The organism is Wenjunlia vitaminophila DSM 41686 (assembly GCF_000380165.1).
GTDB lineage: Bacteria > Actinomycetota > Actinomycetes > Streptomycetales > Streptomycetaceae > Wenjunlia > Wenjunlia vitaminophila.
In genome coordinates this window covers 97,224-117,252 of sequence record NZ_KB904713.1, presented here as the reverse complement: position 1 = coordinate 117,252, position 20,029 = coordinate 97,224, and the positions used below count along the sequence as shown (strand labels likewise).

The window sequence follows — 20,029 nt, the reverse complement described above, 5'->3', positions numbered from 1 at the left end:
ACCGACCGGCGAACTAAGGCGTGGTTGCGTCCAAGTACCGCGGGTGCATCAGCGTGGAGGGCGGCGGCAGGTGCCGGGGGCGGTCCCGGGACAGGCTCCCCGCACGCAGTGAGCGGGAATCCCGCAGCCCGCCCACCGGCCAGAGCCTCAGCTCCGGCCGGTGGCGCGACGCCAGGACGAACCCCCAGTCCTGGCCGGCCCCCGCGCCCACTCGGTACTCCGCGGTGCGCAGGTTCGCGGAGCGCACGGTGGAGGCCACCGTCCAGAAAGTCCGCGGGTGCTCCACGGACGAGCCCGCGTGCACCGCCAGCCGTCCCCCGGGCGCCAGCGCACGCCCGAGCAGGCCGTAGAACTCCTGGGAGTACAGCTTGCTGCTCCGTGACTCCCCGGGGTCAGGCAGGTCGGACAGGACCACGTCGTACCGGGACGTGCCGGACTCACCGCGCAACCACTGGAAGACGTCGGAGGAGTCAGCGCGCACCCGGGGGTCGTCGAAGGCGTGCTCGTTGAGCGCGGACAGCACGGGATCACCGTCGGCCAACTCGATCAGCGCGGGGTCCACGTCCACCACGGTGACCTCGCGCACCCCCGGGTAGCGCAGCACCTCCCGCAGCGCCAGCCCGTCCCCACCGCCCAGCACCAGCACTCGCCGGTGCGGTCCGGCCATCGCGGGGTGCACCAGCCCCTCGTGGTAGCGGCGCCCGTCCGCCCCGGACAACCGCAGCCGCCCGTCCACGAACAGCCGCAACGACTGGGGGCGGTCACCGGCGAGCACGATCTCCCGGACCCCGGTGTGCACCGAACGCCGGATCTCCTGGCCGTAGATGGCCTCCCGGGCGGCCTGCTCGAACGATCCGGCGCACACCACCACCACGGCCAGCACGGACAACGCCGCGGCGTTCGCCGCGTAGAGCCACGACCGCTGCCGTCGCGTGAGGTCCGCCCGGAAGAGCCACAGCACCATGACGCACCCGGACACCGCGTTGACCATCCCGGCCAACAGCACCGCCTCGAGCTGGCCCAGCAGCGGCAGCAGCAGGAACGGGAAGGCCAGCCCACCGACCAGGGCACCGACGTAGTCGGCGGCGAACAGGTCGGCGACGTCGGCGCCGGGGGCCTGCCGTCTGATCCGGGAGATGAGGACCATCAGCAGCGGTATCTCTCCCCCGACCAGCACCCCGATGGCGAACGAGAAGCCGACCAACGCCACCCTGGCCTGGCCGCACCAGGCGAAGCACCCGTACAGGGCGAACGTCGACAGCCCCCCGACGAGCGCCAGCAGCGCCTCGACCACGCCGAACGCCGCCGCTGCCCTGCCGCACCACCGCTTGGCCAGGAGCGAGCCGACCCCCATGGCGAAGACCATGACCGAGAGCACCACGGACGCCTGGGTGACCGAATCGCCCACCAGGTATGAGGCGAGCGCGACCAGGGCCAGCTCGTAGACCAACCCGCACGCGGCGCAGGTGAAGACGCCCAGCAACACGAGCTGGCGAGCACGGCGGACGGAGACCGGGAGCCGCGGCGCCGGCTGCGGCCGTAACTCCCCCCCGGGCCGTGGGCCCGACTGGTGCTCGGGAACCGGCTCGGGCGGGGGCTCGGGAACCGGCTCGGGCGGGGACTGCGGGGGCTCGAACCGGGGCCCGAACGGGGCCCCGGACCGCGGCCCCGGCTGCGCCCCGGACCGCACTCCCACCCGCGCCCCGGACCGCGGGTCTGCCGTCATTCGTTCGGACTGGTCAATCATGAGTGCACGCTACGTCACTCAGAGCCACGATACGGTCACTCACATGGGTGTAATGTCCGGACGGACGGACGGGGCGCCATCGAGTGTTCCCGCCGGGGCCTTCGCCGGACGGGGCGCCCCCGGCCGCGTTCCGTCGCCAGGACCAGCCGGGACCTGGTCACCACCAGCCTGTGTTCCTGCGGATAGGCGTGCCAGGTGCGCCAGCACACACCCCGGTCGGTCGTCTGCACCAGCATCGCGGTGAAGGCGTTCGGGTCCCCGGGAAACGTTCCCGCTAGTCCGTGGGGGTGTTCGGCCACCAGGTCGAGCAGTTCCTGTGCCCGCCCGGCGAAGGAGGCGGCGGGCAGCGATTCCGTCCGCGCGGCGAATTCGTACTCCCAGTCGTCCACGCGCTCGGCCACCCCGACCGGCAACGGAACGCTGCGACCGGGCAGACAGGCGACCGTTTCCGAGCACCGGCCTCGTTCCGACTCCAGCAAGACCTGGTGCGAGGCTCCCAGCAGACGCATCTGGACCTCACCCCCGTCCACGCCGAGATCGACGGCGGCCAGTGCGGGAAGCGGCTCCTGCCCCAGACACCAGGCCAGGTCTCCGGCCCGGGTGTCGGCATAGGGGGTATGGAGTGTGGTGAGCATGAAAGGGCTCCGCAAGCACGAGTGCACACAGTTGACGGGGGTCATCCGGCCCGCCCGGAGCGGGCCGCGGGGGAGGCGGGGGCCGCCAACGCCGCCGCGTGCGCAGGGACGGCGTCGGCCCTCCACCACGTGCATGGGCAACAAGTGTGCCGTGCTTCGAGCAAACATTCTCAGCATCTTCCGGTATTCATACGTGCCGAAAATATGTGCGCGTTTGCAGTGATGTTTCTTCAGTCAGCGATACGGAAATATCCGGTCACGACCAGGGGCCGATCGCCAGGCGATCGGCCCCACCAGCTCCTTCCACGACTGTCAGAATTTGCCGTCCCAGCCGCGGTACGGCGAAACATATGCGGAGTGATTACCCGAACTGTCGTCCGAACCCAATATGTCACTCCCCCCGGAAGCACGCCCACGCGCTCCGGGCGACTTCATCTTCACGACCAGCGCGAGAAGACCGCAGAACAGGACGAGCAGCACCAGCAGGGGCACCAGAGTCATCTGATCCGCCTTCCTTGTCCGTCGAGCACGGACCCCCAGGATGGGGGTGGCCTTCGCCACAGGCACTGGAGTTGAGGAAGTTCTGAGGTCGGGCGCACCATGGGCAGTCGGCCGCCACCCAGGTGGCCCCGACCGAGGGAGACTCCATGGACCGGCCGCCGCTCAATCGCCGCCTCGCCGGGTTCGGCACGACGATCTTCGCGGAGATGTCCGCGCTGGCGGTGCGGACCGGCTCGGTCAACCTGGGTCAGGGATTCCCCGACACCGACGGGCCCGAAGAGATCCGTGAGGCGGCCGTGCGGGCGCTGCGGGACGGGCGCGGCAACCAGTACCCGCCGGGACCGGGCGTCCCCGAGCTGCGGGCGGCCATCAGCGACCACCAGCGCCGCTTCTACGGCCTCGACTTCGACCCCGACACGGAGGTCCTGGTCACCGCGGGGGCGACCGAGGCGATCGCCGCGACCATGCTCGCCCTCCTGGAACCCGGCGACGAGGTGATCGCCTTCGAGCCCTTCTACGACTCCTACGCCGCCTGCATCGCGATGGCCGGCGCCACGCGGGTGCCGCTCACCCTGCGCGCACCGGCCTTCCGCCCTGACCTGGACCGGCTGCGGTCCCTGATCACCCCGCGGACCCGCCTCCTGCTCCTCAACTCCCCGCACAACCCGACCGGCATGGTGCTCACCACCGAGGAGTGCGACGCCATCGCCGCCATCGCCGTCGAACACGACCTGCTCGTGGTCACCGACGAGGTCTACGAGCACCTGGTGTACGAGGGCGCCCACCACCCCGTCGCGGCCCGGCCCGGCATGCGGGAACGAACCGTCTCCATCTCCTCGGCCGGCAAGACCTTCTCCTTCACGGGGTGGAAGGTCGGTTGGGTGACGGCGGCCAGCCCGCTGGTCACTGCCGTCCGCACCGCCAAGCAGTTCCTGACCTACGTCAGCTCGGGCCCGTTCCAGTACGCGATCGCCGAGGCGCTGCGGCTGCCGGACGAGTACTTCGACACCTTCCGCGCCGACCTCCGCGGCAAGCGCGACCTGCTCGGCGACGGCCTGCGCGCCGCGGGGTTCGAGGTCCACCAGCCCCAGGGCACGTACTTCATCACCACCGACATCGCCCCCTTCGGTGAGAAGGACGCCTACGCCTTCTGCCGTGCCCTGCCCGAACGCTGCGGTGTCGTCGCCATCCCCAACTCCGTCTTCTACGACGACCCGGAGGCCGGTCGCAGCCAGGTCCGCTTCGCCTTCTGCAAGCGGAAGGCCGTCTTGGATGAGGCAGTAGCCCGCCTCAAGCGACTCGCTCCCTGAGGGCGAGCCGGACGGCTACTGCGAACGAAGGGCCCGGCATCCGCTCGCTGAGGGAAGCCGGGCCGTTTGCCGGGCTGCGAACTACTCGGTGTCCTCAGGATGCCTGGTCGGCGGAACCCTCCCACTCCTTGGTCGCGTGCCTTCCCCGAAGCTGATGCTGACGATTCCAGTTGTCACGCGACAGTGGGTCGGTGCGCTGCGCCTCCAGGCACCGATGGGCGTTCGGCAGTGCGGCTCGGCACAGCTCTTCCCAGCCGGTCACTGCCTCGGTCGTCCCGAACACCACGTTCCATCCGCTCAAGGGCGGAACGCTGACCCGATCGCCCTTCTTCGGGCTCACCCGCTCGCGGCGATCCCGCCGGGACCGCGAAGGTTATCCACAGGACCTAGTGGCCGTTACCCATGACATGCACAATCGGTCACATGACGATCACCCCTGGCGCGCCACCCACGCGCAACACGCCTGCCGACCTCGCGCTGGGGTTCCTGACGGGCGGTGTGATCGGGGCGGCGCTGACCGCCTTCATCAGCGGGTGCGTCGTCGGGAAGGTGTCGCTGATCGTCACGGGTCTTGTCCTGCCCGCGACGTACGGTCTGGTCTTCTTCCTCGCCACGCTGCCGCGCCGCACCCGTGAGGCGGCGGTCGTACCGCGCACGGCACTCGCGATGATCGAGGGTCTGGAGGCGGTCGAGGGTGAGGCCAGTGACGTCCCGGTTCGGTTCGAGCTGTCCGTCGCGCCGGACGAGGCGCCCGCGTTCCGCGTCGAGATCCGGCAGGACGTCAACGTCGTCGAGCTCCCCGACTACCGGCCGCGCGGGGTCGTGGTGGTCGAGTATCCGCCGGACCGGCCGTGGAAGCTGCGCATAGTGAAGCGGCCGACGCCGGAGTGGGAGGAGCGGGCGGCCGGGGCACGCCTGGACTCGGTGCCCGGTCCGGCCCTGCGGAGCGACCCCGCGGGGGGCTGTGCCGGCGGTCTCCTCACGCTCTTCGGTCTGTTGCTCGGCGCGGTCGCCGTGCTCGTGCCGTTCCGCGCCGATCTGTTCGGCTCCGACGAGGGCGGAGCCCCGCCAGGGCCGTCCTCCTCCTCGTCGTCCACGACCACCCTGACGCCGGCGACCGGCACGGTCACCCTCGGTCCGGGCCAGTCGACGCTCGACGAGGGCGAACCGCGCGAGTCGGTCGCGTCGTTGACGCGGGACGGTGCCAAGCCCCAGGCGCTCACCGTCGTCGTACAGGACCGCCTGCTGACCGTCGTCTTCTCCCCCGCTGGTGTGAAGGGCGCCGGGTTCGATTCCCTGCCCTACGACCGCGTGCCCGCGCTGGTCGAGGAGGCCAGGACCACCCTCGGCGTCGAGTCCCCACGGAGCTGGCAGCTCACTGCTGACGGCGTCACCGGCTCGGTCTCAGGGTCCAGGTGACCGGCGACGGGGGCAGCACGGCGACGCTGGAGGCGGACAGGCACGGCAGTGTGCTCCGCCGCAGCGGCGGTTGACCGGGTCGGCAGGAGGAGGGCGCATGGGGTGGGACGAGGCAGTGGTGCTGTGGTGCGCGGTGTGGGGTGTGGTGGCGCTGGCCGGGTATGGCATGGCGCTGGCCGGGGTGACCAGGGCGCAGCGGACGGTCCGGCTCACGGGGCGGATCGTGCGGGTGCGGGAGCCCCGGCACGGCGGGTCCCGCAGCGGCGGGATATCGGTGGTCGTCTCCTACCACGACCCGGCCTCCGGGCAGGAGGTCACCGTGACGAACGACGGTGAGCGCGGCGAGATGATCACCGCGGCGTGGGAGGGCCGGGAGATCGGGGTCAGCCACCCGCGGGGCAGGCCGCACGCCTACCAGTTCTCCAACGTCCCCGAGGAGCCAAGTCGTGGGCTGGGCTGGCCGAGTTTCGCGGTCTTCCTGGTCTACGTCGGGCTGGTGGTCCTCGCCGCGCTCGAGTGGGGGTGGCCGTGGGCGCTGATCGGCTTCGGCGGGCCGTGGGCGGTCTACGCCGCCGCGTACCTGCCCGAGACGGTACGTGCCAAGAACGGCCGCGTCGCGAGGCTGGCCGCGATGGAGAGCGTGCGGGGACGGGTCGTCGCGGTCCTGCAGGACGTGCGCGTCGACGAGGACGACGGCGGCACCTGGACCACGATCACCCCGGTGGTGTCGTTCACGACGCGCGGGGGCGTGGCCGTCACGGCCCACTGCACGTCGAACCTCCCGGACCCGGCCGGCGCGTACGGCCGTGACGTCACGGTCCACTACGCGCCCGCCGATCCGGCCGACTTCACGCTGGACCGCGCGGCCGAACACCGCTCGCAGAACCAGGACGTGGTGTTCAACGTCCTGGTGATCGTCGCGCTCGCGGCGACGACCGTGGCGGGGGTGGTGCTCGTCTGAGGTCCGGGAAGGGTGCCGGTGAGGCCCAGGACGGCATGGGATCAGGCGAGTTGTGCCCCAGGGACACGGGACCGCTCACGTTCCGCGGACCTCCATGTGCGTGTGGACCGGGGGTGTTCGCGCAGTTCGACCTGGACAGCTAACGCGTTCCGCGTCCCGTTGGGCTGGTTGGGGGTGGCCCGAGGCGGAGCTGGTGGGCCGTTGGGCGGGGTCAGGCTCTGCTGGCGGTTCGGAGCCCGGAACGGTCCGCCAGCAGGGCGGCACGGACCTTGGCCCGGCCCCGTGCGGCCACCCGGGCTCTGTCCGCGCCGTCGTCGGGCCGGTCGCCCAGGCCCGCGCAGGCACGGCAGATGCCCTCGTGCGGGATCGGTCGTGCGCATCTGCCGCACTCGTGCCAGCGCGGCTTGGCCGGCGCGGAGGGCAGCCGGGCCGGGGGGAGCTTGCGTGTCAGGCGGTCACGCAGCAACGCCGGGGCGCAGTGGACGCGCTCGGGCAGCCCACCGAGCAGGGCTTCGGCAAGGTCACGTTGGCCGTAGCCGCGCTCCAGCCACGGGCGGACCAGCGGCGCGAGGGCGAGGGCCTCGACCGTGCCGAGCCGTAGGCGCGGCTCTGGGCGAAGCACCCGGAACAGGGTGGCGACGGCCTCCTGGGGAACGCCGTCGGTCGGACGGCTGGGGTGAGCCGGGAGCGTCTTGGCCGTGGGGGGCTCCTTCCCCCCGCCCGTCCACGCCGCGAGCCCGCGCGGCTCGGGAAGGCTGGTGCGCTGGCCGGGGAGGGAGGGTTCTTTCTCACGGTTCTTTACGGGTTTGGCGCCAGGGTCATCAGGGATCGGCGCACCGGGACCCGGACGGGTGAGATCCGGTGCCGCCTGCGGAACGTCGTAGGCGTGGGCCTCGCTGAGGAAGGTGCCGTCGCCGCGACGGACCTTGTCAACCCGGTAATAACCGAGGTCCCTCAGCTCGCGCAGGGCCTTGGCGACCGTGAGACGGCCCTGCGGGCTGGTGTCGGCCATGTGCCGGCCGTCCTCTGACCAGCCGTCGGGCCGGGACAGGAGATCCACGAGCAGGCCCCGGGCGGTGTAGGAAAGGCGTCGGTCCTGGAGCAGAGTGTTGGGCAGTACGGTGAAGCCGCTGCTGTGCGCGCTACGATGAATGTGCATGAGGAAGAAGTGGTCCTTGTGCCAGGCCCCGGGGCGGTTGCACGCTGCCGGGGTCACTCTTTGAAGTGGGATGGTCACAGAACCTACCACGCACAGCCCGCCGATTTTCCCGACTCTGGGGCGGGTTGTCCGAAGGTGTGACAGTGGGGTTGGGGTCACCTGCTCGTCCGAATGCCCGTTCGGTGTCCTGCGTCGCGCGGCTCCCCCGAATGGTGCTGACGGTTCCCGTGGTCACGGGAGGGTGGGGCGGTGGGCAGCGCCTCGGGCGACGGCGGGCGTTCGCTGACGCGCCTCGGCACGGCCCCTCCCAGCCCGTCGCGGCCCCCTGGCCCCAGGGGTCCACCCGCTCAGGGGCGGGACATCGACCCGGTCGCCCCTGCTTCGGGCTCGCTCGCCCGCCTCGACGGGCGTTGCGTCCCCTCGACAGGGCCCGGGTCCTCACCGTCCAGGGGACGCGACACCGCCTTGAGCTGCTCTGGGTCTGCGTTGATGCGGGCCGTCGCCCTCCAGGACACCAGAGCTCGGTGTACGGCTTTCCCACCGCCGAGTTCGGCCGCGTCTGACAACGCGTCGAGCAGCTCCACGGTGAACGCGCGCGCCTCCTCCGGGTCCAGGTGCCGCACCCACGCAAAGACCTCGGGCGGGGTCGGCAGCAGCGACCAGGACTCCCTCGCCGTGCTTCGTCGGCGCGGGGAAGGGGCGCGCCACGGTTCTCGCGTTCTCCTCGGTGCGCTCCGCGTACGCGGCGCTGGTCAGCGTCGTGTCGGGCGCGTCCCGGAGTGTGACGCGCAGGTCGCCGAGCGCCGCGGCCCGGGCGGCAACGGCCTTCGGGTCACCGGGCCTTGGCCACCGTCAGCAGGACGGCGGCGTCCTCACCGCGTCCAGGCTGTGCCGGGCCGAGGGCACCACGAGGAGGTCCCCGGTCGTCCCCTCCGACGAGGTGTCGCCGCTGTTCAGCCGCACCCGTCCGCGCAGCACCAGCAGCGTCGCCTCGCCGGGGCTCTCGTGCTCGGCCAGGGAGGCGCCGGCGCGCAACGCGACGAGGGTCTGCCGCAGCACGTTGTCGTGGCCGCCGTACACGCTTTCGGCGCTCCTGCCAGACGGGGACTCCTTCGCCCGCTCCACCTGGTCGCGCACCCGGTCGTCGAGGGAAATTCGCATGGCCCGAGTCTGCCACCGCCGGGCCGGCCCTGGGTCGCACGGGACGGGGACGGCGCACGGCCGGCGTCCCGGGCCGCGCTCGGCGTGGCGACGCGGGCCGTGCTCGGCGTGGCGACGCGGGCGGGATTCGGCAGACGGGCCTCAGGCCAGGTGGTACTGGACGGGGGTGGGGACCTGGCCGCCGAGCACGGCGGCTGCGTGGCGCGGCCAGTACGGGTTGCGCAGCAGTTCGCGGCCCAGGAGGACGGCGTCCGCCTTGCCGGAGGCCAGGATGTCCTGGGCCTGGACGGCGTCGGTGATCAGGCCGACGGTCGCCACGGGCATGTCGGTCTCGTTGCGCACGGACTCGGCGAAGGGCACCTGGTAGCCGGGACCGGTCTGGATCTTGGCGTCGGGGGCGACGCCACCGGTGGAGACGTCCAACAGGTCCACGCCGTGGGCGTGGAGTTCCTTGGCCAGCCGAACGGTGTCCCGTGACGTCCAGCCCTCGCGGTCGTCCTCCGGGTTCTCCGTGAGCCAGTCGGTCGCGGAGACGCGGAAGAAGACGGGCAGTCCCTCGGGCCACACCGCGCGGACGGCGTCCACGACCTCCAGGGCGAAGCGGGTGCGGCCCTCGAAGGAGCCGCCGTAGGCGTCGGTGCGGTGGTTGCTGTGGGGGGAGAGGAACTCGTGGATCAGGTAGCCGTGGGCGCCGTGGATCTCGACGACCCGGAAGCCGGCTTCGATCGCGCGTCGGGCGGCGTCGGCGAACTGCTGGACGATCTCGCCTATCTGCTCCCCGGTGAGTTCGTCCGGTGTGGTCGACGCCGGGTCGAAGGGGATGGCGCTGGGGGCGACCGGCCTCCAGCCGTGGGGTTCCTCCGGGGCGATCCGGCGTCCGCGGTCGATCCAGGTGCGCTCGGTGGACGCCTTGCGGCCGGCGTGGGCGAGCTGGATGCCGGGAACGACGCCCTGCGCCTCCAGGAATGAGGTGATGCGCTGGAGGGCCGCCACCTGGGTGTCGTTCCAGATGCCGAGGTCATAGGGGCTGATGCGGCCCTCGGGGCTGACGGCTGTGGCCTCCGTGATGATCAACCCCGCGCCGCCGGTGGCGCGTGCCGCGAGGTGGGCGAAGTGCCAGTCCGTTGCCACGCCGGCCGCGTCGCCGTCCGGCGCGGCGCTGTACTGGCACATCGCCGCCATCCAGATGCGGTTGGGGATGGTCAGTGACCTGACGGCGTACGGGGTGAAGAGGGTGGTGCTCACGTCGGACTCCTGGTGGGAGGGCCAGCGTCGTCTGGCGCTGGGCGGGACTGGCGACACGGACGAGTTGCTTGCAGGTGCGCTTTGCCACGTACAAAAATAATTGCAGGTACTTATTATTGCAAGCGCTGGCTATTGCGTCCGCGCTATGTCTCTGGGAAGCAGTCGGGTGAGGCGACCCGAAGCCCGCGGATCACGTGCCTGGGCGGACCCCGTGGCTGGGCGGACCCCGTGCCTAGGTGTCGCGGTGCCGGAGCGCGCCGAGGACGTCCCGGTGGTAGCGGGAGATCACATGCATCTGGATGCCCTTGGGACACACCGCGGTGCACTCACCGATCTGGGTGCAGCCGCCGAACCCCTCGGCGTCGTGCTGCCCGATCATGCCCAGGGCGCGGCTGCGTCGCTCCGGCTGGCCCTGCGGGAGCAGACCCAGATGGGTGATCTTGGCGCCGAGGAAGAGCGCTGCCGAGCCGTTCGGGCACGCCGCGACGCAGGCGCCGCAGCCGATGCAGGTGGCGGCGTCGAACGCGGCGTCGGCGTCCCGTTTGGGCACCAGCACGCTGTGGGCCTCGGGGGCCGTCCCGGTGGGGCTGCTGATGTAGCCGCCGGCCTGGATGATCCGGTCGAGGGCACCGCGGTCAACGACGAGGTCCTTGATCACCGGGAAGGGGCCCGCCCGCCACGGCTCGACCTCGATCACCTCGCCGTCGGCGAAGGTGCGCATGGGGAGTTGGCAGGCGGTGACGAGCTCCTTCGGTCCGTGCGCGACGCCGTTGATCACCAGCCCGCAGCTGCCGCAGATGCCCTCGCGGCAGTCGCTGTCGAACGCGACCGGGTCCTCGCCCGCCAGGGTGAGCCGCTCGTTGAGCACGTCGAGCACCTCGAGGAACGACATGTCGGGGGAGACACCGTCCACCGGGTAGGTGACCATCCTCCCCGCGTGGTCCCCGTTCTCCTGCCGCCAGACGCGGAGCGTGACGTTCACCGGTAGCTCCTTCGCACCGGCCGGACGTACTCGAAGACGAGCTCCTCCCGGTGGAGCACGGGGGGCTGGCCCTCGCCCCGGTGCTCCCAGGCGGCGACGTAGGCGAACCGTTCGTCGTCCCGCAGCGCCTCACCGTCCTCGGTCTGGTGCTCGACCCGGAAGTGGCAGCCGCAGGACTCCTCCCGGTGCAGCGCGTCGACGCACATCAGCTCGGCGAGTTCGAAGAAGTCGGCGACCCGGCCGGCCCGCTCCAGCGAGAGGTTCAGCTCCTGGTCGGCGCCGGGGACCCTGACGTCGTTCCAGTAGGCGGCCCGCAGCTCCCGGACCGCCCCCAGCGTGCCGATCAGGTTCTGCCCGGAGCGTTCCATACCGCAGTGGTCCCACAGGAGGCTGCCGAGCTCCTTGTGGAAGGAGTCCACGGTGCGCCGCCCCCGGGCCGACAGCAACCTGCGCAGCCGGTCGTGGACGTCCCCCAACGCCTCCCTGGCCGCCGGGTGGGTCTGGTCCACCTCCTCGAACGGTCCCACGGCGAGGTAGTCGGCGAGGGTGTTCGGCAGGACGAAGTAGCCGTCTGCCAGGCCCTGCATCAGCGCGCTCGCGCCGAGCCGGTTGGCGCCGTGGTCGGAGAAGTTGGCCTCGCCGATGACGAAGAGGCCCGGGACCGTGCTCTGCAGGTCGTAGTCCACCCACAGGCCGCCCATCGTGTAGTGGACGGCCGGGTAGATGCGCATCGGTACCGCGTACGGGTCCTCGTCGGTGATCTGGCGGTACATGTCGAACAAGTTGCCGTACCGCTCCTCGATGACGGGGCGGCCCCACCGTTCGATCGCGTCGGCGAAGTCCAGGTAGACGCCGAGGCCGCCCGGGCCGACGCCGCGCCCCTGGTCGCAGACGTTCTTCGCGGCGCGCGAGGCGACGTCGCGGGGGACCAGGTTCCCGAACGCCGGGTACCGGCGCTCCAGGTAGTAGTCGCGCTCGGCCTCGGGGACCTGGCGGGGGGCGCGGTGGTCGCCGGCGTGCGTGGGTACCCAGATCCGGCCGTCGTTGCGCAGCGACTCGCTCATCAGGGTCAGCTTGGACTGGTGCTCACCGCTGACCGGGATGCACGTCGGGTGGATCTGCGTGAACGACGGGTTGGCGAACAGCGCACCCCTGCGGTGGGCCCGCCAGATCGCGGTGGCGTTGCAGCCCACCGCGTTGGTGGACAGGAAGTAGGCGTTGCCGTAGCCGCCCGAGGCGAGCACGACGGCGTCGGCGAAGCGCGCCGTGACGGCCCCGCTGACCAGGTCGCGGACGACCACACCGCGGGCGCGGCCCTCGGCGACGACGAGGTCGAGCATCTCGTGCCGCGGGTGCACCAGCACGGTGCCCGCGGCGACCTGACGTTCCAGCGCCTGGTAGGCGCCGAGCAGGAGCTGCTGGCCGGTCTGCCCCCGGGCGTAGAAGGTGCGCGAGACCTGCACGCCACCGAACGAGCGGTTGTCCAGCAGCCCGCCGTACTCGCGGGCGAACGGCACCCCCTGGGCCACGCACTGGTCGATGATGTCCACGCTCACCTGTGCGAGCCGGTGGACGTTCGACTCCCGGGCGCGGAAGTCGCCGCCCTTGACCGTGTCGTAGAACAGCCGGTGCACGCTGTCCCCGTCGTTGCGGTAGTTCTTCGCCGCGTTGATCCCGCCCTGAGCCGCGATGCTGTGCGCGCGGCGGGGGCTGTCCTGGTAGCAGAAGACCTCGACCCGGTACCCGGCCTCCCCCAGCGTGGCCGCCGCGGAGCTCCCGGCGAGACCCGTGCCGACGACGATCACGGACAGCCTGCGGCGGTTGGCCGGGTTCACCAGCCTCGCGCCGAACCTGCGGTCGTCCCACCGTTCGCTGATCGGGCCGGACGGCGCCCTGGTGTCGGCGATGGGCTCCCCCACGGAGAACAGGTCCGGGAACCGGGCGGCTGCGGGCGGGTGCACGTCAGCCCACCCATCCGAGGAGCACCGCGTACGGCGGCACCAGGAACCCGATGGTGATCACGAGCGCCACCACCACCGCCCAGGCGTTGAGCTGCTGCCGCCGACGCAGGGAGGTGTTAGCTCCCAGCGTCGCGAACGAACTCCAGAACCCGTGCCGCAGGTGGAGGCCGATCGCGAGCATGGCCGCCGTGTAGCTCACCACGACCCACCAGATCTCGAAGCCGTTCACGGTCCGCTCGTAGGGGCTCGACGAGGCACCGCCCGGGTGGATCGTGTTGCTGGTCAGGTGGAGCAGGTGGTACGCGACGAAGAGCGCCACCGTCACCCCGCCCCAGCGCATGGTGAACGACGCGTAGCTGCGCTGGACGCCGCGACGCGCCCGGGGGCTCTCGTAGCGCCCCCCGCCCCGGCCCCCGGTGGCCCGGCGGGACCGCGCCCACAGGACCGCCGCCGCCCAGATGTGGGCGCCGACGCTGGCCAGGAGCACCACCCGGATGATCCACAGCCCACCGCCGTAGGGCAGGTAGGGCTCGCCCATGGTGCGCAGGTGGTGCGCGTAGTCGTCGAAGGCGGTCCAGCCCTCGAAGAGCTTGAGGTTGCCGTACATGTGTGCCAGCAGGAACAGCACCATGATCAGGCCGGTCACGGCCATGACCGCCTTCAACGCCACCGTGGAGCGGGCGGCCCGCGCGCGGGGGCCGCTCCTGGTGGGGTTGGCGGTGGTCACCCCACCAGCATCGCCCGGGCCCGACGAGGAGGGGACCGGACACGCCCGGCCCGGGAGGGGCACCCCCGGAAATCGCCCGAGCGGACAGTCAGCGCCGGGCCCGGCCGGCCCCGTCGCCGTTGAGCCACTCCGCCAGGACGGCGGCCTGGCTGTGCTGGACGTCCCTGGTGGCGGTCAGGAGGGTGAGCCTGGTGTGGGCGGCGAGGTCGCGCAGGTGCCCGGCCGCCTCCCGGTGCGCGGGGTCGCGCAGCTCGGCGAGGTAACGGCGGCGGAACTCGGCGAAGCGGGAGGGTTCGTGGGCGTACCAACGACGCAGCTCCGTGGAGGGGGCGACGTCCCGCAGCCATTCGTCGAGGTGGGCGTCCTCCTTGCGCATGCCGCGGGGCCAGACCCGATCGACGAGCACGCGCTTGCCGTCCCTGGGGGAGGTCTCCTCATAGACTCGGTGGCAGGTGACCTGCTTGGCCATGACACCCCTTCCCCATGGCTGGTCGGGGTCTGTCGACCACCGACCGTTGTGTCCATGTTGGAATGACTGTTTCGGTACCGCCATTTTAGGAAGACTGGACGCTCATGTCCTTTTTTGACGGTCGGGCGGGTACCACACTCACACTCCCGCGGCCACTGGTGGAGGAGGACCGGGATGCGCGGCGACCCATCCGGTGACGGCCGGCGCCGCCCTCCGACGTCCGCCACGCCGGGGGAGCAGCGCTTCCCCGCGGTGACCGCGTCCCGGACGAGGACGGTGCCCGCGCTGGACGAGGCGGTCACCACCTGCCGTGCCTGTCCGCGCCTCGTGGCCTGGCGGGAGGAGGTCGGCCACAGCAAGCGCAAGGCCTACCAGGACTGGACCTACTGGGCCAGGCCGGTGTCCGGTTTCGGGCCGTCGGACGCCGCCCTCGCGGTCGTGGGGCTGGCCCCGGCCGCGCACGGCGGCAACCGCACGGGGCGCATCTTCACCGGGGACCCCTCCGGTGACGTCCTCTACCCCGCCCTGCACGCCGTGGGGCTGGCCTCCCAGCCCACCGCCACCCGACGCGACGACGGGATGGCGCTGCGCGGTGTGCGGATCACCGTCCCGGTGCACTGCGCTCCCCCGGCCAACCGGCCCACCACCGGGGAGCGGGACACCTGCCGGCCGTGGCTCGCCCGGGAGCTGGAGCTGCTGCGCCCCACCCTGCGGGCGATCGTCGTGCTCGGCGGGTTCGCCTGGCAGGCGCTGCTGCCCGTGCTGCACGACGCCGGGTGGCAGCTCCCGCGTCCGCGCCCGGCCTTCGGGCACGGCGCGCACGCGCTGCTTTCCGACACCGGCAACCGGCAGGTCCACCTGCTCGGCTGCTACCACCCGAGCCAGCGCAACACCTTCACCGGCCGGCTCACCCCCGCCATGCTGCGCGAGGTCCTGCGGCGCGGTGCCGCCGTCGCCGGGCTGCCGGGAGGGACGGACGGGGGCGACGTCACCGGGCGGTGACCTGCTCCAGGGGGGTGTGCGGGTCGGCGAGCCGGTCACGGTCCACCCGCGCCCCCGAACGCACGAGCCGCTGGATCGAGTCGTTGACGTCCCACACGTTCACGTTCATGCCGGCGAGTACCCGGTCCTGCGCCATCCAGAAGGCGACGAACTCCCGGGCGGCGAGGTCCCCGCGGACCACCAGGTCGTCCAGGTGCCCGGGCTCGACGTGGCCGGCGTACTCCATGCCCAGGTCGTACTGGTCGGTGAAGAAGTACGGCACCCGTTCGTAGGACGCGGACTCGCCGAGCATCGACCGGGCGGCGACCACGGGCTGGTGGACGGCGTTGGCCCAGTGCTCCACCCGGACGGCCCTGCCCAGCGCGGGGTGGAAGGCGTTGGCCACGTCCCCCGCCGCGTGGATGTCGGGGTCGGAGGTGCGCAGCGCGGCGTCCACCACGATGCCGTTGTCCACCTGGAGTCCCGCGTCGAGGGCCAGGGCCGTGTTGGGAACGGCGCCGACGCCGACCACCACGGCGTCCGCGGCGACACGGGAGCCGTCGGCCAGCTCCACCCCGACGGCCCGCCCGCCCTCCGCCGCGATCCCGGTGACCCGCACCCCCGGCCTCAGGTCCACGCCGTGCTCGCGGTGCAGGTCGGCGAAGACCCGGGCCACCCGGGGGCCCAGGACGTTCAGCAGCGGGAGTTCCCCGGCCTCGAGCACCGCCACCTCCAGGCCCGCCTCGCGGGCGGCGGCGGCCACCTCCAGGCCGATCCAGCCCCCGCCGACCAGGGCGACGCGGGAGCAGGTCCGGAAGACCTCCTTGATGGCCTCGCAGTCGCCGAGGCGCCGCAGGTACAGCACGCCGTCGAGGTCGGCTCCGGGGACCGGCAGCCGTCGCGGGGAGGCCCCGGTGGTCAGCAGCAGCCTGGTGTAGCCGATCCGTTCCCCGTCCTGGACGACGACCTCGCGCCGGTCCCGGTCGATGGCCGTGACCGCGGCTCCCAGGCGCAGCTCGATCCCGTGGTCGGCGTACCACTGCAGGTCGTGGACGAACGCCTCGTCGCGCCGCTGCCTGTCCCGCAGGTAGCCCTTGGACAGCGGTGGTCGCTCGTACGGGGGCTCGTCCTCGTCCCCGATGAGCACCACGGGACCGTCGAAACCGCGTTCCCGCAGCTCCTCCGCCGCCTTGGCCCCGGCCAGGCTCGCTCCCACGACCACGAACGTCGGTTCTAGCTGCGTCATCGCTCCTACTCCCTGTGCGGTCGCGCGCCACCGGCCCCGGTGTGGGCCGGTCGCGGGCCGTCGGGCAGTTGGGTAACCCGGGGCGTGACGGACAAACGCCGCTCGTCCGGCGGGGGCCCGGCGGCTGGTGGCCGACCGGCCCCCCACACGCCGGCGGGGCCGGTCCGGGAGTTCCCTCCAGGACCGGCCCCGCCGGTGCTCGTGCGTTCGGTGCCCCGGGCCTCAGCCCTCGTCGGTCCGCTCGCCGCCGGCCTGCTCGCCCTCCTGGTCCCCGGCCTCGGCCTGGGCCTCCTCGGCCGCCTCCGCGGCCTTGCCCTCGGCGGGGCCGAGGCGCTCGGTCAGCCACTGGTCGAAGCCGATCGCGGCCTGGACCCAGCTCGCGGTGCTGGAGACGAAGTGCTCCAGGTTCACCCCGCCGGCCAGGACCATCTGCGCCTCGCCGATCAGCCGCACCACCCCGTCGTCATGGGTGTGGGTGTAGACCTTCGGCCACAGGGTGTCCCTGTTCCACTCGTCGATGACCTCGAGCAGACGGGGCTTGTCGTCCAGCGGGTAGGCGCGGTCGTAGAAGGTCCGCACCGCGTACAGCTCCTTGTTCTCCCCACGGAACATGAAGTAGACGCGGAAGTTCTCCCAGGGCGCCGCCAGGTCACCCTCGTCATCGACGAGGTACTTCAGCTCCATCTGGTCAAGCAACTGTTTGACCAGGTCCTGGTCGGGATTGACCACCGGCGAGCCGCCGGGCGCCGATTGCGGGGTCGGCCGCTGCTGGCCACCGAAGTTGGGAATCGCGGACGGGTCGATGCTCACTGTGGGTTTTCCCTTCTGTGGACCCGGCCATCCTCCCTCATCACTGCCCGGAACGTGCAAGCCCCGGCCGTTCGCCCGTCGAGGAGACCGTGAGCCCGTCGCCCGACCGGTCCACCAGCACCGTGTCGCCGTCCCTGATCTCCCCGGACAACAGCGACCTGGCCAACCGGTCCCCGATCGCGGTCTGCACCAGGCGGCGCAGCGGCCGGGCGCCGTACGCCGGGTCGTTGCCCTCGTCCGCCAGCCACTCCAGCGCGGCCGGGGTTACCTCCAGCTCCAACCTGCGGTCGGCGAGGCGCCGGGTGAGCCGGGCCAGTTGCAACTCGGCGATCCGGGCGAGCTGCTCCTTGTTCAGCGCGGAGAACACCACGACCTCGTCCAGCCGGTTCAGGAACTCGGGTTTGAACGAGCTGCGGACCACCTCGAGGACCTCTTCCCGCTTCTCCTCCTCGCTCAGGGTCAGGTCGATCAGGTGCTGGGAACCGAGGTTGGAGGTGAGGATGAGCAGCGTGTTGCGGAAGTCCACGGTGCGGCCCTGCCCGTCGGTCAGCCGGCCGTCGTCGAGGACCTGCAGGAGGACGTCGAAGACCTCCGGGTGCGCCTTCTCCACCTCGTCGAGGAGGACCACGCTGTAGGGCCGGCGGCGCACCGCCTCGGTGAGCTGCCCGCCCTCCTCGTAACCGACGTACCCGGGCGGGGCACCGACGAGACGGGCGACGCTGTGCTTCTCCCCGTACTCGCTCATGTCGATCCTGACCATGGCCCGCTCGTCGTCGAAGAGGAAGTCGGCGAGCGCCTTGGCCAGCTCCGTCTTGCCCACCCCGGTGGGGCCGAGGAACAGGAACGAGCCGGTGGGCCGGTCCGGGTCGGCGATCCCCGCGCGGGAGCGGCGCACCGCGTCGGAGACCGCCCGGACCGCCTCGCGCTGTCCGATCAGCCGGCGACCGAGCTCGTCCTCCATCCGCAGCAGCTTCGCCGTCTCCCCCTGGAGGAGCCGGCCTGCCGGGATGCCGGTCCACGAGGCCACCACGTCGGCGATGTCGTCGGGGCCGACCTCCTCCTTGACCATGGTGGGCCGCCCCTCGGCGTCGGCCTCGACCCTGGCCGCCTCCGCCAGCTCGCGTTCGGCCGCGGGGATCTCCGCGTAACGCAGCCTCGACGCCTCCTCCAGGTTCCCGGCGTCCTCGGCGAGCTCGAGCTGCACGGTGAGTTCGTCGAGGCGCTCCTTGACCGCGCCCACCCGGTTGAGGTTGCTCTTCTCCTGCTCCCAGCGGGCGGTGAGGCTGCGCAGCTCCTCCTCCCGGTTGGCGAGGTCCTTGCGCAGCCGCTCCAGGCGCTCCTTGGCGAACGGGTCGGAGTCGTTGGCGATCGCCATCTCCTCCATCCGCAGCCGGTCCACGGCGCGCTGCAGCTCGTCGATCTCCACCGGGGAGGAGTCGATCTCCATCCGGAGCCGTGAGGCGGCCTCGTCCACCAGGTCGATGGCCTTGTCCGGGAGGAACCTGGAGGTGATGTAACGGTGGGACATGGTGGCGGCGGCCACCAGCGCCGAGTCGGCGATCTGCACCTTGTGGTGCGCCTCGTAACGGCCCTTGAGGCCGCGCAGGATCGCGATGGTGTCCGGCACATTGGGCTCGGCGACCAGCACCTGCTGGAACCGCCGCTCGAGCGCCGGGTCCTTCTCGATGCGTTCGCGGTACTCGTCGAGGGTGGTGGCGCCGACCATGCGCAGCTCGCCGCGGGCGAGCATGGGCTTGAGCATGTTGCCGGCGTCCATCGCCGAGTCACCGCCGGCGCCCGCGCCCACCACGGTGTGCAGCTCGTCGATGAAGGTGATGATCCGGCCCTCGCTGGCCTTGATCTCGTTGAGCACCGCCTTGAGCCGCTCCTCGAACTCGCCGCGGTACTTGGCGCCGGCCACCATCGCCCCGAGGTCGAGGGCGACCAGGCGCTTGTTCCGCAGGGACTCGGGGACGTCGCCCTTGACGATGCGCTGGGCGAGCCCCTCCACCACGGCGGTCTTGCCGACGCCCGGCTCCCCGATGAGCACGGGGTTGTTCTTGGTGCGCCGGGAGAGCACCTGCACCACCCGGCGGATCTCCTGGTCGCGGCCGATCACCGGGTCGAGCCTGCCAGTGCGGGCGGCGGCGGTGAAGTCGGTGCCGTACTTCTCCAGCGCCTTGTAGGTGGTCTCCGGGTCCGGGCTGGTGATCCGGGACTCCCCGCGCCGCGCCCGGAACGAGGAGTCCAACCGCTTGGGCCGGGCGCCGTGCCGGGCGAGCAGGTCGGCCACCGGGCCGCCCTTGGCGGCGAGCGCGATCAGCAGGTGCTCGGTGGACAGGTACTGGTCGCCCAGGTCCTTGGCGCGCCTGCCGGCCTCGGTGAGCACGGCGAGCAGGTCCCGGGAGGGCTGCGGCGGTCCGACGGTCGCCCCCTGGGCCCTGGGGAGCCCGGCGAGGACGTGCTCGGTGCCGGCGCGCACCTCCGCGGGGTCGGCACCGACGTCCACCAGCAGGTCCTGGATGTTCTCGTTGTCGCCCTGTTCGAGCAGGGCGAGCAGCAGATGGGCGGGGCTGAGGTCCGGGTGCCCGGCGGAGACAGCCCGCGACGTGGCGAGGTTGATGGCCTCACGGCTCTTGTTGGTCAGCTCGGCGTCCACGTGACTCGGAACCTCCTGTCCTCACGCGCAGTCTAGTTGAGTCTAACTCACTCAAC

At 71.9% G+C, this 20,029-nt stretch carries 16 protein-coding genes and 1 pseudogene; 4 read left to right on the top strand and 13 right to left on the bottom strand.

All coding sequences use genetic code 11. From position 1 onward, the window contains the following. Positions 1–13: 13 nt before the first annotated feature. The 3 genes from A3IG_RS0124500 to A3IG_RS0124490 form a co-directional block, all read right to left on the bottom strand. A complete protein-coding gene (locus tag A3IG_RS0124500) occupies positions 14–1,747 on the bottom strand; it encodes a polyamine aminopropyltransferase (protein WP_236719218.1) in 1,734 nt (577 codons plus the stop codon). 35 nt (positions 1,748–1,782) lie between these two features. Further along, the gene (locus A3IG_RS0124495) at positions 1,783–2,382 is read right to left on the bottom strand and encodes a DUF2617 family protein (RefSeq protein ID WP_018386238.1); all 600 of its coding nucleotides are present in this window, start codon (positions 2,380–2,382) and stop codon (positions 1,783–1,785) included. Positions 2,383–2,694: 312 nt separating this feature from the next. Further along, complete coding sequence (locus A3IG_RS0124490) at positions 2,695–2,883, bottom strand: hypothetical protein (RefSeq protein WP_018386237.1); 189 nt, start codon at positions 2,881–2,883, stop codon at positions 2,695–2,697. Positions 2,884–3,029: 146 nt separating this feature from the next. Between A3IG_RS0124490 and A3IG_RS0124485 the strand changes: the two genes are divergently transcribed. The 3 genes from A3IG_RS0124485 to A3IG_RS0124475 all read left to right on the top strand — a co-directional run bounded on the left by A3IG_RS0124485 (position 3,030) and on the right by A3IG_RS0124475 (position 6,573). Continuing rightward, positions 3,030–4,193, top strand: coding sequence for a pyridoxal phosphate-dependent aminotransferase (locus A3IG_RS0124485; RefSeq protein WP_018386236.1), 1,164 nt, complete (start codon positions 3,030–3,032; stop codon positions 4,191–4,193). A 423-nt stretch (positions 4,194–4,616) separates the two neighbouring features. Next, positions 4,617–5,612, top strand: a complete 996-nt coding sequence (locus A3IG_RS31145) for a hypothetical protein (protein ID WP_018386235.1) — start codon at positions 4,617–4,619, stop codon at positions 5,610–5,612. A gap of 97 nt (positions 5,613–5,709) precedes the next feature. Then, positions 5,710–6,573, top strand: a complete 864-nt coding sequence (locus A3IG_RS0124475; RefSeq protein ID WP_018386234.1) for a DUF3592 domain-containing protein — start codon at positions 5,710–5,712, stop codon at positions 6,571–6,573. A 211-nt stretch (positions 6,574–6,784) separates the two neighbouring features. Here the strand turns inward: A3IG_RS0124475 and A3IG_RS0124470 are convergent, their stop codons facing one another. From A3IG_RS0124470 to A3IG_RS0124435, 7 genes and pseudogenes are all read right to left on the bottom strand, one after another. After that, the gene (locus tag A3IG_RS0124470; RefSeq protein ID WP_018386233.1) at positions 6,785–7,732 is read right to left on the bottom strand and encodes a hypothetical protein; all 948 of its coding nucleotides are present in this window, start codon (positions 7,730–7,732) and stop codon (positions 6,785–6,787) included. A gap of 832 nt (positions 7,733–8,564) precedes the next feature. After that, positions 8,565–8,893, bottom strand: a pseudogene (locus A3IG_RS31135) (cupin domain-containing protein). Positions 8,894–9,034: 141 nt separating this feature from the next. Continuing rightward, entirely contained in the window at positions 9,035–10,138 is a 1,104-nt protein-coding gene (locus A3IG_RS0124455; RefSeq protein ID WP_018386231.1) for an NADH:flavin oxidoreductase/NADH oxidase, read from the bottom strand. Between the two features lie 232 nt (positions 10,139–10,370). Continuing rightward, positions 10,371–11,120, bottom strand: a complete 750-nt coding sequence (locus A3IG_RS0124450) for a succinate dehydrogenase/fumarate reductase iron-sulfur subunit (protein WP_018386230.1) — start codon at positions 11,118–11,120, stop codon at positions 10,371–10,373. Next, positions 11,117–13,081, bottom strand: a complete 1,965-nt coding sequence (locus A3IG_RS0124445) for a fumarate reductase/succinate dehydrogenase flavoprotein subunit (RefSeq protein WP_018386229.1) — start codon at positions 13,079–13,081, stop codon at positions 11,117–11,119. The genes A3IG_RS0124450 and A3IG_RS0124445 overlap by 4 nt, the downstream gene beginning before the upstream one ends. Before the next feature lies 1 nt (position 13,082). Further along, positions 13,083–13,808 carry a succinate dehydrogenase cytochrome b subunit gene (locus tag A3IG_RS0124440; RefSeq protein WP_018386228.1) on the bottom strand — a complete coding sequence of 242 codons (726 nt, stop codon included), beginning with the start codon at positions 13,806–13,808 and terminating at the stop codon, positions 13,083–13,085. 88 nt (positions 13,809–13,896) lie between these two features. Next, the gene (locus A3IG_RS0124435) at positions 13,897–14,277 is read right to left on the bottom strand and encodes a DUF488 domain-containing protein (protein WP_018386227.1); all 381 of its coding nucleotides are present in this window, start codon (positions 14,275–14,277) and stop codon (positions 13,897–13,899) included. 174 nt (positions 14,278–14,451) lie between these two features. Between A3IG_RS0124435 and A3IG_RS0124430 the strand changes: the two genes are divergently transcribed. Continuing rightward, on the top strand, positions 14,452–15,279 hold the full coding sequence (locus tag A3IG_RS0124430; RefSeq protein ID WP_018386226.1) for a uracil-DNA glycosylase: 828 nt from the start codon (positions 14,452–14,454) through the stop codon (positions 15,277–15,279). Here A3IG_RS0124430 and A3IG_RS0124425 read toward each other — a convergent pair. From A3IG_RS0124425 to clpB, 3 genes are all read right to left on the bottom strand, one after another. Beyond that, on the bottom strand, positions 15,266–16,504 hold the full coding sequence (locus A3IG_RS0124425; RefSeq protein ID WP_018386225.1) for an NAD(P)/FAD-dependent oxidoreductase: 1,239 nt from the start codon (positions 16,502–16,504) through the stop codon (positions 15,266–15,268). The genes A3IG_RS0124430 and A3IG_RS0124425 overlap by 14 nt on opposite strands. 222 nt (positions 16,505–16,726) lie before the next feature. Next, complete coding sequence (locus tag A3IG_RS0124420; RefSeq protein ID WP_018386224.1) at positions 16,727–17,314, bottom strand: type III secretion system chaperone family protein; 588 nt, start codon at positions 17,312–17,314, stop codon at positions 16,727–16,729. A 40-nt stretch (positions 17,315–17,354) separates the two neighbouring features. Further along, positions 17,355–19,973 carry an ATP-dependent chaperone ClpB gene (clpB, locus tag A3IG_RS0124415; protein WP_018386223.1) on the bottom strand — a complete coding sequence of 873 codons (2,619 nt, stop codon included), beginning with the start codon at positions 19,971–19,973 and terminating at the stop codon, positions 17,355–17,357. Positions 19,974–20,029: the final 56 nt, after the last annotated feature.